The sequence below is a fragment of the Burkholderia cepacia genome, assembly GCF_029962485.1.
GTDB lineage: Bacteria > Pseudomonadota > Gammaproteobacteria > Burkholderiales > Burkholderiaceae > Burkholderia.
On the sequence record NZ_CP073638.1, the window covers coordinates 1,308,134 to 1,322,872 of the forward strand.

A 14,739-nucleotide genomic window follows, 5' to 3' on the forward strand; every position below is an offset into this window, starting at 1 on the left:
AGCCGCGCAGGTCGCCATCCGTTCGCCGAGCGACTACCATCCGCACTGCCGGCCCCGCTCGTCCGGTGCGATGGCGATATGCCGCGGCGTGTCGATTTCGGCAACCGTCGTCCGTCGTATCGATGGCGGCACGGGTTCGCACGTCGCCCCATTCACACAGGAGATTCGCCATGACGATTCAGAAGATCACGCCTTTTCTCTGGTATTCGACGGAAGCCGAAGAAGCCGCGGCCTTCTACGCAGGCATCTTTCCGGATTCACGCGTCGTGCGCGTCACGGCGGTGCCCGGCACCGACGGCACGCGAATGGTCGAATTCGAGCTGTTCGGCCAGCCGTTCTTCGCGATGAGCCACGCGCGCACGGAGACGTTCAATCATGCGATCTCGCTGCTGGTCAGTTGCGCCAGCCAGGCGGAACTCGACCGCTACTGGAACGCGCTGCTCGACAACGGCGGCACGGCCGACGCCTGCGGCTGGCTGAGGGATCGCTATGGCGTGTCGTGGCAGATCGTTCCGGAAGCGCTCATCCCGATGATGACCGACCGCGACCCGGTCAAGGCGGCGCGCGTGGCCGCGACGATGATGCAGATGGTCAAGTTCGACGACGCCGCACTGAAGGCCGCCTTCGCGGGCACGGCGGGCTGACGACGCACGTCGCGCCGCACATGCATGACCGTGCGCCGATCACGCGCCCGGTAGCTGCCGCTACGCCCGCAGCATCGATTCGACGGTTCGCCGCGCGTAGCCGATGAAGGCGGCGAGCGGCTCGCCGGACAGGATTGCCGCGCCTGCGTCGCCACCGAGATAGGCGTCGCGCGCGGCTGCCACCACCGGCCGATACGCGTGAGGCAGGCGCTCCAGCACCCATGCCGCGGCGACGTCCTTGGGTGCAATCGTGCCGGTCGCGGCGCTGTACCAGATGCGCGCGAGCGCGAGCACCACGTTGCACTCGTCGCCGCGCCAGTCCGGTTCGGCGTTCCATTGCGCAACGGTCGCGAGCAATGCGACGACGAAATCGCGCGCGGGCACCGGCTCGAACAGCGCGGCCGCAGGCGGCCCGAACAACGCGATGCTGTGCTGCCGCGCCTTCGTCAACAGGATCGCCAGATCGTGATCGACGAGCGGCGGTTCGACGATGCCCGCATCGAGATCGCGGCGCAGCCACTCGCCGAACTGCAGTTCGCGCCGCGCCGGATGACGCCACGGCACCACGTCGCCGTGCGCGACGACGGTGATCTCCAGTGCGCGCATGCCGCCTGCGCCACCCGGCGGCGCCGACACGTTGAGCAGATCGTGCATCAACGCATGCCGCACCGCTTCGTCGGGTCGCGCCGTCACCGTCACCAGCAAGTCGATGTCGCTGCGCGGTTTCAATCCGCCGTCGAGCGCCGATCCGAACAGGTGGATGGCTTCCAGCGTCGCGCCGAGATGCCGCTCGATCGCAGTGCGTGCGGCAGCGACCTGTACGGCGATTTCGTTCGGGATGAATCCAGTCACGACGGCCGGACTTGCGATGCGCAGGCAACGGGCGTCGCGGGCGCGACGCGTGCGCCGGGCTGCGGCGAAACCGCGTCCCGCGCAACTGCGGTTTGCAGATCACCGTTCGGCATTAAGCATGGACGGCATGCGATGCATTGCACCGCGCGCGTCGTGCTGCCCATCGTCGCCGCACTGCCGCTTCGCTGCCGCGCGATTGGCGCGGCGCAATAAAAATCCCCGCACGCTTTCGCGTACGGGGATCGCAGGACTCCGCAACGGCTGCCGACATGTATTCGGCAGTCGTTGCGCGGCATTACGCTGCCGCGTCCTTCAGCTTCTTCAGCGCACGTGCCTTCACGCGCACGCTGGCCGGCTTCGCCGGGAACCAACGCTCTTCGCCCGAGAACGGATCCTTGCCGAAGCGCTTCTTCTTCGCCGGCACGACTTGTGCCGTGATCTTCAGCAGACCCGGCAGCGTGAATTCGCCTGCGCCCTTCTTGTGGACCGAGCCCAGCACGACGTTCTCGAGTGCGGCGAGCACTGCCTTGACCGCCTTCACTTCGACAGCTGCGCGCTCAGCGATGTGCGTTGCGAGCGATGCCTTCGTGAACTTGTCCTTCAGCGGCGTCGGAGCAGCCGGTGCTGCCTTCGCGACAGCCTTCTTGGCCACTACTTTCTTCGCGGGCGCAGCCTTTTTTGCAGCCACTTTCTTGGTGGCCGGTGCGGCAGCCTTCTTGGCCACCTTTTTTGCGGAAGTCGCCATGTTTCTCCTACCAGGTGTGGTCGTTGGATACACGAAGCGTGCAACGCGCGCGCTTCAACGCCGGATTCTACAAGCGCCTTGACGCTTCGTGCAGTACTTTTATGCGTTTTCGCGGGGTTTCCCGCAGGTTTTGTTGCGCGCGACCGACTTCATCGACGCTTGAGCATCCAAAAACGCCTTTACGTATGCGTCCAAACGAGCCCGAACGCGAATTACGTTCGATATTTGCGCACCTATACTGGGCTCGCTCAATGCCCGGATGCCTCCATGCGCGAAGCCAGATACGTCAAAGGACTCGACGGCCTGCGAGCCCTCGCCGTCATCCTCGTTTTCCTGTCCCACAAGGGCCACGTCCTTGCCGTCGACGTCGGCAAGCTTGGTGTGTGGACGTTTTTCCTCATCAGCGGATTCCTGATCGTCGGCGAACTGCATCGCAACCGCCAGGCCGTCGAGTGCGGCACCATGACGCGCCGCCACGCGTTCGCGCTGTTCCTCGCGAAGCGCGCGCTGCGGATCTTTCCCGTGTACTACCTGCTGCTCGCCGCGCTCGCGATCGCGCACGCGCTGTTCTACCAGCGCGGCGTCAACCTCGGGCTCGCGTGGCACGCGGTGTTCCTGTCGAACTACTGGATCGGCGTCGTGAAGGACGGCTGGCCGGGCTCCACGTCGCACTTCTGGAGCCTCGCGGTTGAACAGCAGTTCTATCTGATCGCACCGCTCGCGTTGCTCGCGGTGCCTGCCGCACGACACGTCGCGCTCGGCATCGCGGCCGTCGCGCTGTGCGCGATCGCGCATCTCGCGCTCTATCTGGCCGATGCGTCGCCGGTACTGATCTACGCGTTTTCCCCGTGGAATTTCGCACTGATCGCGCTCGGCGGCGTCGGCGCGATGGCGCTCGCCGATCGCGGCGTGGCCGCCGTGCGACGCGTTCCGCCCGGCTGGCTCGGCGCGGCAGGCGTCGTATTCTTCCTCGCGCTGCCCGCGTGCACGACGCTGCCCGACGCGGTCGCGGGGCTCGCGGATCTCGGCCTGTCCGCGTCGCTCGGCGCACTGATGCTGTGGATCGTCAGCGAACCCGAACATCCGGTCGTCGCACTGCTCGACTGGGGTCCGCTCGTCTATCTCGGCACGATCAGCTACGGCTTCTACCTGTTCCACAACCTGATTCCGACGCGCTTCGGCATGCTGCCCGCATCTTTCGCGCATGTACCGATGCCGGAATTCGTCCGCGAAGCGCTGCCCGAGATGCTGCAATTCGCGCTCGCCGTCCTGCTTGCGCACCTCTCCTGGCGCTATCTCGAAAAGCGGCTGCTCGACTTCAAGAAACCGATCGCCACGATGCTCGCCCGGCACTTCGCCGCGCAGCCGAGCACGTCGCCGCGCTGAACGTCACGCAGACGCGCACCCGACCCAAAGGAAAGGCAACGCCCTCTTCGCGTTGCCCGGCGAGCGGCGCGACTTCACCGCGCGACGCCGGCCGGCCCGGCGCCGGCACACACGTCAACATCCATCAACGCACGTCACGCCAACGAAACCGCCGAAGCACTCGCCCAGGGCCAGCGCTTCGGCACCGGTTTCACGCGCAACACGCCACCTCACCCGGCGCCCCGCCCAAGCTCGAATCCGGCACGAACCAGCGGCTGCGCGCACCACGATCGCGCACGCGCGGATACAAAAAAGCCCCGGCGCCTGAGCGGCCGGGGCCAACGGAACAACCACCACCTGAAACAACGGAGCGCGCAGCTGCTTATGCGACAGCAGCCAGCGCGGGCAAGCAGGTACGCAGGTACGCCTCGAATTCGCGGCTCACTTCCGGATGCTGGAGCGCGAGCTCGACGGTAGCCTTGAGATAGCCGATCTTGCTGCCGCAGTCGAAGCGCGTGCCGAAGTAGCGATACGCGAGCACCTGCTCGTTCGCGAGCAGCGACTGGACCGCATCGGTCAGCTGCAGCTCGCCGCCGGCGCCCGGCTTGAGCTTGCGCAGATGATCGAAGATCGTCGGCATGAACACATAGCGGCCGACCACGCCGAGATTCGACGGCGCATCTTCGGGCGCCGGCTTCTCGATGATGCCCGACAGCTTGATGACGTCCTCTTCCCATTCGCGGCCTTCGACGACGCCGTACGAGCGGCTGTCCTCGCGCGCGATCGTCTCGACCCCGATCACCGAGCTGTGATAGTGGTCGAACACGTCGACGAGCTGCTTGAGCACCGGCTGCTCGCCGTGCAGCAAGTCGTCGGCGAGGATCACCGCGAACGGCTCGCCGTGCACGAGCTTCTCCGCGCACAGCACCGCATGGCCGAGGCCGAGTGCTTCCGGCTGACGCACGTAGAAACAATTGACGTTGCTCGGCTTGATGCCGCGCACGAGTTCCAGCAGCTTTTCCTTGCCGCGCGCCTCGAGTTCGGCCTCGATCTCGTACGACTTGTCGAAGTGATCCTCGATCGCGCGCTTGCTGCGCCCGGTGACGAAGATCATCTCGGTGATACCGGCGTTGATCGCTTCCTCGACCGCGTACTGAATCAGCGGCTTGTCGACGACGGGCAACATTTCCTTCGGGCTCGCCTTCGTTGCCGGGAGGAACCGCGTGCCGAGACCGGCAACGGGGAACACGGCCTTGGTGACTTTCAACATGTTCGCATCCTGATTGCGTTGACTGCGCCGCGTCGACCAGCGACCCGGCGCGATTGTGTTCCGAACGGCATATCGAGAATCGACGGTACTGCCAATTCCACTCCGCTCATTATCGATATGGACGATTGCCCAATGATTCCGAAAAAAATATAATCCCTTCCATTCGGTCGATATTGCCGGACCGAGTGCCGAGGCAGAAACAAATTACCGATTTTCCGGATACAAATCCTTACGATTCAAATTCCTCGATATAGGGCACGCCGCCCCGTTCGAGACCCGGGCGAATCGGTTCGTTCTTCAGCGCCTCGCGGTACGCCGACAGCACGGCCATGACCAGCAATACTGCAGCGCTCGCGATCCAATGCATGTCCATCTTGCCGCTCCTTGCATCAATCAACTGGAGCTTCAAACTATCAGAAAAAAATCGGTAAATAATTGACGCGCCTGCGGAACCGCTTTCAGACCGGGATAAACCCATCATGTGGAATACCGTTATTTCCGGGCGAGATTTTTTTATTCATTGATCGAATTCTTGCGCATTACGATTGGATGAAACATCCCCTCCATCCGTCGCAAGGAATCGAATCGCATGCAAGCTTTCAGCGGATCGTCTCTGACCGCGCCGCCTGTCGCCGATCACAAGGAACACGTGATCGACGCGATGCGCGGCTTCGCGGCGCTGCTCGTCGCCTATTTCCACTGCCGGCAAGTCGTCTGGGTCGGCATGCAGAGCTTCCATCAGGCTTACGGTCATGCACTGAACCCGAGCGTGATCGCCGGCTACCTGACCTTCCCGTTCGCGTGGGGCTCCGCCGGCGTGCCGATCTTCTTCGTGATCAGCGGCTACTGCATCCACCGCAACGCGGCGCTCAAGCTCGCGGCCAATCCCGCGTACCGGCTCGATGCGCCGAACTTCTGGGTACGCCGGTTCGCGCGCATCTACCCGGTGCTGCTCGCCGCGCTGCTGTTCACGCTCGCGCTCGACTCGGTCAGCCTGCAAATCGAGCCCGTCAGCCACAAGATCCGCGACGTCGGCATCGTCGCGTTCCTCGTGAACCTGTTCTCGCTGCAAGGCATGGCCGGCTACACGTACGGATCGAACGGCGCGCTGTGGACGCTGTCGCTCGAGGTGCAGTTCTACGCGATCTACCCGCTGCTGTTCGCGCTGCGCCGGCGCATCGGCATGCCGGCCGTCGTGGCCGCGATCGCGCTCGTCAACGTCGCGTCGGCGTGGCTGCTCGAGCGGCACGACCTGCAGTTCTTCACGTCGTACTGGCTGTCCTGGACGATCGGCGCGTGGATCGCCGACGTGCGTGCGCAGCAGGCGCGCGGCGCGGCCGCCACCGTGCCGTCGCGTGCGTGGTACGTCGCGGCCGCCGTGCTGCTGGCCGCCGGCTGTGGCGCGTTCCATTTCGGCCAGTACGGTGCATTCCAGCTGTGGTCGGCAGGCTTCGCGTGCTTCCTGTACCGTGCGCTCGCCCGCCCGCCGCGCCCGACGCCGCCGCTGCGCGTGCTGAGCTGGTTCGGCGACTTCAGCTACTCGCTGTACCTCGTCCACCTGCCGCTGTTCGTCTGCCTCGGCTCGGTGCTGTTCCACTCCGAACTGCAACTGTCGATCTGGCCGTCGTTCGCGTTCATGGCCGCCGCGATCCCGGTCGCGTACCTGTTCTACCGGATGTTCGAACGGCCGGCGATGATGTGGTCGGCCAGCTTCAAGCCGACGCGCCCGGCCCGCGTCGTCGCGCCGGCGCCCGAACGGGCCGTCTGACGCGATCGGCAGGCTGTCGAAGCCCCCGTGCGGTGTTGGGCCGCGCGGGGGCTTTTTCATGGCCGGCACGCGGTTGCATGCCGGGTTGCGCGGGGATGGGCAGCCCGCTGCCGTCCGACGGCGCTACGGCCCGCGTGGGCCGCCTCCGGCCTGTTTCCGCCACGTGACTGCCCCGGCGCGGGTTGTCGCTTCAGGATCGCCATCGAAACGCGATCGGTCGATCCCGCACCGCACACCTCGCACCCCACACACCTCCCGCACCGCGCAAACCGCCTGCCCGCCATTCGCCCGACAAGCCAGGCACCCTGAAAAGCAAAGCCCCCACACGGCGCTTCGCCGCATGAGGGCTCGTTTCCCGCCGGCGCGCGCCGGCGACGGCTACTACTTCTTCGACTTCGCAGCCTTCGCGGCCTTCGCCGTATCCGAGAGGATCTTCTCGACGCGCTCCACATAGGTCTCGGTGCCGAACCGTCGCACCGCCGTCGCGCGCCCGCTCGCGACGAGCCGCTCGCGCAGCGCACCGTCGCGCTTCAGCGTATCCAGCGCGTTGGCCAGCGCGGTCGCATCGCCCGGCTCGCAGAGCAGCCCGTTGTCGCCGTCCTCGATGATCTCGACGACGCCGCCCGCGCGAGCCGCGACGACCGGCCGGCGCGCGAGCATCCCTTCGACGATCACGCGCCCGAACGGCTCCGGCGTGATCGACGTATGCGCGACGACGTCGACCGCCGTCATGCAGGCGGCCACGTCGCGCTGGAACCCGAGGAAATGCACGCGGTCGTCCATCGCATGGCGCGCGACGTACTCGTGCAGCTGCGCCGCGTATTCGTCCTCACCGAACAGCGGCGCGCCGACCAGCACCACATGCATGTCGGGATGCCGCGCAGCCGCCTCCAGCAGCACGTGCTGCCCCTTCCAGCGTGCGAGACGGCTGAACGAACCGACGAGCCACGCGTGCTCGGGCAACCCGAGACGCGCGCGCAGCGCGGCCTGGCTGACCCCTTCCAGCGCATCGAACGGCTCGGCCGAAATGCCGTTGAACACGACGTCGACGTGCTGCGGCGTGAAGCCCGTCAGCGTACGGAACGCCTGCGCGGATGCGTCGGAGTTCGCGATCACGCGCGTGATGCCAAACCGCGCGCAGTACTTGATCGCGAGCAACTGCTTGCTGCCGAAATGGTCGGTGCTGACGATGTCGCGCAGGTGCCAGACCACCGGCTTGCGTGCGATCCGCCCAGCCAGCGCCGCAACCACCATCGCGCGCTGCGTGTTCGCGTAGATCACTTCGGCACGGCGTGCGCGGCGCGCGACATCGCGCACCAGCCGCACGAGCTGCTTCACCGCGCCGAGCGACACGCCGCCCTGCTTGCGCACCCCCGCAAGCGCCCCCTGGTCGACCACGTCGACGCGCGCGCCGATCTCGTCGAGCGCCGCGCGGAACGGGCCGTCGTCGAACAGCAGCACGTCGGCGTTCGCGCGCATGTGCTTCATGATCTCGAGCAGCGACAGCTCGGCGCCGCCGAGCACGCCGCTCTGGTCGAGCACGAGCGTCGCGGGACCGCGCGCGGCGGGCATCGGCGCGATCGCCGTGCCGCGCTGCGCGGTCGAGCCGGGCAGCGCCGCCTCGACATAATCGAGGAAGCGCCGCCGGAACGTATCGGCGGAAAACCGCTCCGCATTCGTGCGGCAGGCAGTCGGCGTGAAGCGCTGCGGCGCGCGTTCAAAATCGTCGACGGCCGCCACGATCGCGTGCGGCGTCTGTTCGTCGAAGAACAGCCCGGTCGGGTTCAGGTCCGATTGCGGGTCGAGCACGGTTTCGAGCGCACCGCCCTTGCCGTAGGCGATCACCGGCGTGCCGCAGGCCTGTGCCTCGACGACCGAGATCCCGAAATCCTCCTCTGCCGCGAACACGAACGCCTTCGCACGCCGCATCCGGTCGTGCAGCACCGCGAACGGCTGGTATCCCATGATCTCGACGTTCGGGCCGGCCTTCGCGCGGATCTTCTGCATCTCGGGGCCGTCGCCGATCACGACGAGCTTGCGCTCCGGTGTGCGCGAGAAGGCCTCGACGATCAGGTCGATCTTCTTGTACGGCACCATCCGCGACGCGGTCAGGTAGAAATCGTCCTTCTCGGCGTTCAGCGAAAACGCGTCGACGTCGACCGGCGGGAAGATCACGGCCGCGTCGCGGTGGTAGACCTTCTTGATGCGCCGCGCGATGAACGCGGAGTTCGCGACGAAACCGTCCACCGCGTTCGCGGTGCGCGTGTCCCAGTTACGGATGTAGTGCAGGATCATCCGCGCAAGCAGCGATTTCGGCCCGCGCGTGAGGTTCGACTGTTCCAGATACTGGTGCTGCAGATCCCACGCATAGCGGATCGGCGAATGCACGTAGCTGATGTGCACCTGGTCCGGCCCCGTCAGCACGCCCTTCGCGACCGCATGGCTGCTCGAGATCACGAGATCGTACTCGGACACGTCGAGCTGCTCGATCGCGAGCGGCATCAGCGGCAGGTAGCTGCGGTACTTGGTGCGCGCGAACGGCAGCTTCTGGATGAACGACGTCGTCACCGGCTTGCCGCGCACGAACGCGCGGTTGTCGAGGAAATCGACGAGGCTGAACAGGTCGGCGTCGGGAAAGCACGCGACGAGCTGCTCGAGCACGCGCTCGGCGCCGGCATAGGTGACGAGCCAGTCGTGGACGATCGCCACGCGCAGCGCACGCGACGGCTGCCGCGCGCTGGCACGCCCGGCCGGCATGGGCCGGCGCAGGGCGGCGACATCGCCGGCTTCGGCCACGGCGGCATCGGCCGTGGCGAGATTCAAGACGGCGTGTTCCGCCAGATCGCGATTCATACGGTTTTCCTCGCATTGAGACGGACAAACAGGTCGCGCACGAGCGCGCGCAGCCCCGGCGTCATCGTGAGCGACCACGCGACGTTCAGTACGAGCACGATCGCGCACATGCCGATCGACTCGCCGAGCCCCGGCCATGCCTGCGCCAGGAACAGGCTCGCCAGCAGGAACGCGAGGTGAGCGAGCATGTCGAGCACGATCGCGCGCATCCGGATCGCCGACAGGTACAGCAGCACGCCGTAGTCGACGAACGCGCGCGCCGCGACGACCACCGCCGCGCCGACCAGTCCGAAGTGATGGATGCCGAACCACAGGCCACCGACGAAGAACGGCATCTGGACGAGCCCGGCAAACGCCGCGCGGGCCGGATTGACCTGCGACTGGATCAGGATCCGCGTGACACTCGCCTGGCCGACGAGCCACACGCTGATCACCAGCACTCGGCCGACCGGCGCCGAATGCGCGGCGAGATCCGAGCCGACCCACAGCGTGAGGAACGGCGCGAGCGCGAAGATCGCGACGATGCCGACCGGCGTGAACACGCCGTTCAGGAATTCAAGCGACTGGCGCGCGAGCGTGTCCGCGTGGTCGCGGCCCACCGCCGACAGGCGCGGGAACAGCGTGCGCACGAGCGCGTTCGGCAGCATGTTCAGGCGCGTGACGAGGTTCTGCGGCACCGTGTAGTAGGTGACGAACTTCGCCCCCATGCCGGCGCCGAGCATCACGCGGTCGAGCGTGTCGGCGATCATGCTCGTGGTGCTCGCGATCAGCATCCAGCCGCCGAAGTTGAACAGCCCTTTAGCGGTGCCCCACTGCGGCGGATCGATGCGCCGGATCCCGAGCACCTTGATGCTGGCCTGGCCGAGCATCACCGCCGCGATCAGGCGCGCGACGACGGCCGCTGCAAGCACCGTCTGCAGGTTCGGCGCGATCCACCATGCGGCGGCGAGCGGCAGCAACTGGAACAGGAACGTGCCGATCGTCTGGTTCGTGTTGAACACGCCGAACCGCTCGGCGCCGTTGATCGCGCCGGCGAACACCCACGACACGTTCGCGAGCGGAATCGCGAGCGCAAGCCACGGCAGCGCGAGATACACCTCGTGCTGCATCGCGGCCGAGACCTTCGTGAAGTACGCGGTATAGATGAACGCGCCGAAATAGATCAGCAGCCCGCCCACGATGCCGGTGCCGAGATTCAGCCAGAACGCGCTCCAGAACACGCGTGCGCTTTCGTCGGCGTTGCCGCTCGCGAGCGCCTTCGAGATGTGGTTCTGCGCGGCCATGCTCATCCCGAGATCGAGGATCCCGAAATAGCCGATCAGCGTCCACACGAGGCTGACGACGCCATAGCGCTCGACGCCGAGCGCGTGGATATAAGCCGGCACCGTCACCAGCGACACGAAGGTCGGCAGGATCAGCCCGACGAAGTTGATCGAAACGTTCTTGAGTATGCCTTTGTCCATGCTTATGCCTTGTGTGACGTCGTTCGTCACGGTTTCCAGCGATACATCAGCACTTTGCCGCGCGCGTCTTCCTCGACGAACACGAGGTATTCGCCGTTCTCGCGCCGGAACGCGCTGATGCCGAACGGCACGTCGACCCAGCCGGATGCCTTGCCGACCTCGGCGCCCGGGCTCATCACGCCCACTTCCTTGCCGGTGTCCTTGTCGTACACGTGGATCTTGCCGACCGGTTCCACGGTGAAGATGTAGCGGCCCTCGACCGTGATCCCGATCAGGTCGAAGATCGGCTTCGCATCGAGCTTCCACGGCAGCGCCACCTGGTAGCGCACGACCGGCGAGCCTGTCGACCACTTGTCGAAGCGGATCAGCACGCGTCCCACTTCCTTGTTGATGCCCGGCTGCGGCGGTGCGTCGGCCGTGTAGCCGGTCACGTACAGCGTGTCGGTCTGCGGCTCGTAGATCGCGCGGCGCAGCTGCGTGAACGGCTGCGGCATCGGGTAGGTCGTGACCTTGTCGTACGAGTAGATCGGGTTGCCGGCCTTGTCGACGCCGCCGTACTGGAAGCGGTGGATGCCGCGCACGTCGCTCGTGCGCCAGATGTCGCCCTTCGTGTCGACCCACCAGCCCCAGCCGCCCGCCTTCGCCTTGCCGGTCGTGTTGATCTCGGCCTCGTCGGCATCGATCCGGCCGTTGCCGTTCGCGTCGCGCCACAGCCAGTCGCCGCCCGGCGGCTTGTTCGGCACCTTGTCGACCGGCCGCGCGCGGCCCGCGATCAGGCCCGACGGAATCGCGACCTCGCCGTCGCGCTTCGCGTCGAAGCGGTAGATCTTCAGGTGATCGGCGTACATGTCGGTCAGGTACAGGAACGTGCGGCCGTCCAGGCGACGCGCGATCGGCATGCCCGGCCACTGGTCGGTATGGAACACCGGGTCGTCCGGATACTTGAAGCGGTTCGACAGGAAGCCGACGTATTTCCAGTCCTGGCCCGGCGGCTTCGACAGGTCGAGCTCGAAGCGCTTGTTGCCCGTGTACACGCTGTTCGGCCGCGCGGGGTCGAGCCACGCGCCGTCGACGAACAGCAGCCCCTGCACCTGCCAGCGCGGCTTGCCGTCCGGCGTGTAGCTTTCGAGCACCGCGCCGAGCCCGGCGCCGATCGTGTCGTGGCGCGGCCCGATGCCGTTCATCGACACATAGATGTTGCCCGCGCGGTCGACGCCGACGCCCGTCAGCCCGTTGAAGCGCTGCGGCCCCGGCCGCCCCGGCACGGGGCCCGCGAAGATGCCGCCGCGCTCGCCGAAGGTGCCCGACTGCGCATAGCCCTTGCCGCCTTTCGAGAAAATCAGGATCTGCTGGCGCGGCCCGTTGTCCGCGACGAGCACGCGCCCTTTCGCGTCGACCGCCACATCCACCGCGTCGGTGCCTTCCGGCAGCGCGGGCGCGTCGTCGAGCTTGCGGCCGTCGGCACGCACGTGCACGAGATGCGCGGGCCCGCTCAGCGTATCGGTCAGCAGCCACAGTGTGCCGTCACCCGCGAGCGCGATGCGGCCCGGCTCGTGCGCACTCCACGTTCCCTTCTGTTGCATCGTCTCGGCGTCGTAGACATCCACGACGTCGCGCGACGGATTCGTCGCGAACAGCGTCTTGTCGTCGGCCGCGAGGCCGCCCACTTCCGCCTTCGCCTCGCCCACTTCCGAGCGCGCGGGGGCCGCCACCTCGTTCATCATCATGAAGCTCGCGGCCATCCGCGCGCGGCCGGCATCGGCGCGCCCGCCCGGTGCGACCTGCGGCGACGCGCGAAACGGCGCGGGCTGCTTCATGTCGCCGATCGTGCGCCGCGAGATGCCGAACCACTGCTTGCCCTTGTCCGGCCAGATGCCGGGCGACTGCAGGTGACCGCGCTCGTTGCCGACGCCGATCGCCACATACGCGTACTTGCTGTTCACGGCGATCGCGTTGCCGCCGAGATTGCCCCAACCGTGCGTGCCGCCGGCGAAACCGAGCATCTTCCCGTCCTGGTAGACGCTCGCCTCAGCCCCGCTCTCGTCCCACGGCGCATTCGTATACACCTTGCCTTCAGGCGTCACCGCAATCGCGCGGATGTCGATCTGCGTCCAGCTGCCGTCTCCATAGCCGAACGTGTTGCCGATCCACGACGTCGTCGCGGGCAACACCGTTTCGGCCGGCGCGGCGCTCGTCAGCAGCGCCGCGCTTACCGTCATGCCTACCAGAATCAGACGTCGCAATGCGCTTCTCCAGACTTGATGCAACAGCGACCGGCATCGCCGCGGACTGCCGCCGGCACGCCCTGTCGCTTAATGGGTTTCAAACGTCGCGATGCAGGTTACAAGCAAAAATAATCACAAGAAATTTGGAAATATTTGGGGATGTTTCTGCCTGAAATATCGAACCGGAACAGGCAGAAAATCGCATCGGGAAACGGCAATAACGACCGCCTTTCGCCCGCCATCGCGTAGAAAATGCCGCTCCGCACCGCCTGTCAGGGCTGTCCGGGCACCAACCTTTCATCTCGCGACCGGAATAATCGGCATTTGAATGTTTTCCGTCAGATAAATGACGCGCGTTTTTTTGCCGATTTCTTTTCCCTAGAATCGATTTCGACTCGATATTTCATTTAAAGGCATGCATTACGTTCACGCATCGGATGTGCGACACGCCGCGGCCCCCGCCGCGCGTCGCAAAGGAGCGGCGCGATGACGGGCATCTCGCGACCCGCTGACCTGACCCCGCCGCAACACGGCCGCATCGTGCAGCTCGACGGGCTGCGCGCGATCGCGGTGGGCGCCGTGTTCCTGCAGCACGCGCTCAAAGCGCCGCTGTGGATGGGCGTCGACCTGTTCTTCGTGCTGAGCGGGCTGCTGATCACCGGCATCCTGCTCGATCGCAAGGCGCGCGGGCAGTCGTACTTCAGCCACTTCTATGCGCGCCGCGTGCGCCGCATCCTGCCGCCGTACGTGTTGCTGCTGGTGGTGTCGACGATCCTGTTCGGCGCGAGCTGGCTGCCGCACTGGCCTTGGTTTGCGTTTTTCTCGACCAACATCGGGCTATCGCTCGGCAGCATCGGCCACGACAGCCTGAACGTGCTGTGGTCGCTCGCGGTCGAGGAGCAGTTTTATATCTTCTGGCCGTTCGTCGTGCTGTGGTGCTCGGAGCGTGCGCTGCTGTGGGTCGCCGCCGCGCTGGTCGTGGCAGCCCCCGTGCTGCGTGCGATCGCGACGCCGTGGTTCGACTCGTTCTGGCCGATCTACTACCTGACGCCGTTCCGGATGGACCTGCTCGCGGCCGGCGCACTGCTCGCGATCGTGCTGCGCCGCGACCGGCGCGCGCTGGAGCCGTTCTACCCGCTCGCGATCGTCGGCGCGCTCGTGTCGCTCGCGATCCTCGGCTGGCTGCACCTGTCGTTCCCGCGCTTCCGCGCCGCCAACACGCCGCTGTCGAATGCGGCGCTCTACAGCATCTCGCTGCTGCTGTGCACGTCGATCGTCGTGATCGCGCTGCGCGGCCGCGGCCTCGTGCAACGCGTGCTGACCAACCCGATGCTCGTCTACGTCGGCACCGTCAGCTACACCGTGTACCTGATCCACCTGAGCGTGCTGTACGCGCTCTGGCCGCTGCACCTGAACCGCTTCGTCACGGCCGTGCTCGCGCTGGCGATCACGCTCGCTTACGCGACCCTGAGCTGGTACGGCTTCGAACGGCGCCTGACGCGCGGCCCCGCACGCCGCGCGCTGCCGGCTGCCGCCGGCACGACCGCCTGAATT

At 66.3% G+C, this 14,739-nt stretch carries 11 protein-coding genes; 4 read left to right on the forward strand and 7 right to left on the reverse strand.

Annotation, left to right across the window (positions count from 1 at the left end; all coding sequences use genetic code 11):
* Nucleotides 1-170: 170 nt before the first annotated feature.
* Nucleotides 171-644 carry a VOC family protein gene (locus KEC55_RS22180; protein ID WP_282510799.1) on the forward strand — a complete coding sequence of 158 codons (474 nt, stop codon included), beginning with the start codon at nt 171-173 and terminating at the stop codon, nt 642-644.
* Between the two features lie 60 nt (nt 645-704).
* Here KEC55_RS22180 and KEC55_RS22185 read toward each other — a convergent pair whose 3' ends face one another.
* Together KEC55_RS22185 and KEC55_RS22190 are read right to left on the reverse strand one after the other, a co-directional pair.
* Complete coding sequence (locus KEC55_RS22185; RefSeq protein ID WP_282510801.1) at nt 705-1,496, reverse strand: AadA family aminoglycoside 3''-O-nucleotidyltransferase; 792 nt, start codon at nt 1,494-1,496, stop codon at nt 705-707.
* A gap of 295 nt (nt 1,497-1,791) precedes the next feature.
* A complete protein-coding gene (locus tag KEC55_RS22190; protein WP_034185832.1) occupies nt 1,792-2,241 on the reverse strand; it encodes an HU family DNA-binding protein in 450 nt (149 codons plus the stop codon).
* Between the two features lie 267 nt (nt 2,242-2,508).
* Between KEC55_RS22190 and KEC55_RS22195 the strand changes: the two genes are divergently transcribed.
* A complete protein-coding gene (locus tag KEC55_RS22195) occupies nt 2,509-3,627 on the forward strand; it encodes an acyltransferase family protein (protein ID WP_282510804.1) in 1,119 nt (372 codons plus the stop codon).
* Between the two features lie 361 nt (nt 3,628-3,988).
* Here KEC55_RS22195 and galU read toward each other — a convergent pair whose 3' ends face one another.
* Together galU and KEC55_RS22205 are read right to left on the reverse strand one after the other, a co-directional pair.
* Entirely contained in the window at nt 3,989-4,876 is an 888-nt protein-coding gene (gene galU / locus KEC55_RS22200) for a UTP--glucose-1-phosphate uridylyltransferase GalU (RefSeq protein ID WP_034185830.1), read from the reverse strand.
* A 229-nt stretch (nt 4,877-5,105) separates the two neighbouring features.
* Nucleotides 5,106-5,357 carry a hypothetical protein gene (locus tag KEC55_RS22205; protein WP_282511509.1) on the reverse strand — a complete coding sequence of 84 codons (252 nt, stop codon included), beginning with the start codon at nt 5,355-5,357 and terminating at the stop codon, nt 5,106-5,108.
* A gap of 108 nt (nt 5,358-5,465) precedes the next feature.
* On the opposite strand from KEC55_RS22205, the gene KEC55_RS22210 reads away from it, so the two are divergent.
* Entirely contained in the window at nt 5,466-6,644 is a 1,179-nt protein-coding gene (locus KEC55_RS22210) for an acyltransferase family protein (protein WP_282510805.1), read from the forward strand.
* Nucleotides 6,645-7,025: 381 nt separating this feature from the next.
* Here the strand turns inward: KEC55_RS22210 and KEC55_RS22215 are convergent, their stop codons facing one another.
* The 3 genes from KEC55_RS22215 to KEC55_RS22225 are packed head-to-tail and all read right to left on the reverse strand — an operon-like array spanning nt 7,026 to nt 13,179.
* Nucleotides 7,026-9,497 (reverse strand): glycosyltransferase family 4 protein, encoded by a 2,472-nt coding sequence (locus tag KEC55_RS22215; RefSeq protein WP_282510806.1) that lies wholly within the window; start codon nt 9,495-9,497, stop codon nt 7,026-7,028.
* On the reverse strand, nt 9,494-10,960 hold the full coding sequence (locus KEC55_RS22220; protein WP_282510808.1) for a flippase: 1,467 nt from the start codon (nt 10,958-10,960) through the stop codon (nt 9,494-9,496). The genes KEC55_RS22215 and KEC55_RS22220 overlap by 4 nt, the downstream gene beginning before the upstream one ends.
* Before the next feature lie 26 nt (nt 10,961-10,986).
* Nucleotides 10,987-13,179 (reverse strand): hypothetical protein, encoded by a 2,193-nt coding sequence (locus KEC55_RS22225; protein WP_282511384.1) that lies wholly within the window; start codon nt 13,177-13,179, stop codon nt 10,987-10,989.
* A gap of 492 nt (nt 13,180-13,671) precedes the next feature.
* On the opposite strand from KEC55_RS22225, the gene KEC55_RS22230 reads away from it, so the two are divergent.
* A complete protein-coding gene (locus KEC55_RS22230; RefSeq protein ID WP_282510809.1) occupies nt 13,672-14,736 on the forward strand; it encodes an acyltransferase family protein in 1,065 nt (354 codons plus the stop codon).
* The last annotated feature ends 3 nt before the right edge of the window (nt 14,737-14,739 follow it).

Excerpts from the sequence above, each read along its gene's own strand:
- KEC55_RS22190 (WP_034185832.1), bottom strand. The coding sequence starts at position 2,241 with ATGGCGACTTCCGCAAAAAAGGTGGCCAAGAAGGCTGCCGCACCGGCC.
- KEC55_RS22215 (WP_282510806.1), bottom strand. The coding sequence starts at position 9,497 with ATGAATCGCGATCTGGCGGAACACGCCGTCTTGAATCTCGCCACGGCC.
- galU (WP_034185830.1), bottom strand. The coding sequence starts at position 4,876 with ATGTTGAAAGTCACCAAGGCCGTGTTCCCCGTTGCCGGTCTCGGCACG.
- KEC55_RS22205 (WP_282511509.1), bottom strand. The coding sequence starts at position 5,357 with ATGATGGGTTTATCCCGGTCTGAAAGCGGTTCCGCAGGCGCGTCAATT.
- KEC55_RS22220 (WP_282510808.1), bottom strand. The coding sequence starts at position 10,960 with ATGGACAAAGGCATACTCAAGAACGTTTCGATCAACTTCGTCGGGCTG.
- KEC55_RS22195 (WP_282510804.1), top strand. The coding sequence starts at position 2,509 with ATGCGCGAAGCCAGATACGTCAAAGGACTCGACGGCCTGCGAGCCCTC.
- KEC55_RS22225 (WP_282511384.1), bottom strand. The coding sequence starts at position 13,179 with ATGACGGTAAGCGCGGCGCTGCTGACGAGCGCCGCGCCGGCCGAAACG.
- KEC55_RS22180 (WP_282510799.1), top strand. The coding sequence starts at position 171 with ATGACGATTCAGAAGATCACGCCTTTTCTCTGGTATTCGACGGAAGCC.
- KEC55_RS22230 (WP_282510809.1), top strand. The coding sequence starts at position 13,672 with ATGACGGGCATCTCGCGACCCGCTGACCTGACCCCGCCGCAACACGGC.
- KEC55_RS22210 (WP_282510805.1), top strand. The coding sequence starts at position 5,466 with ATGCAAGCTTTCAGCGGATCGTCTCTGACCGCGCCGCCTGTCGCCGAT.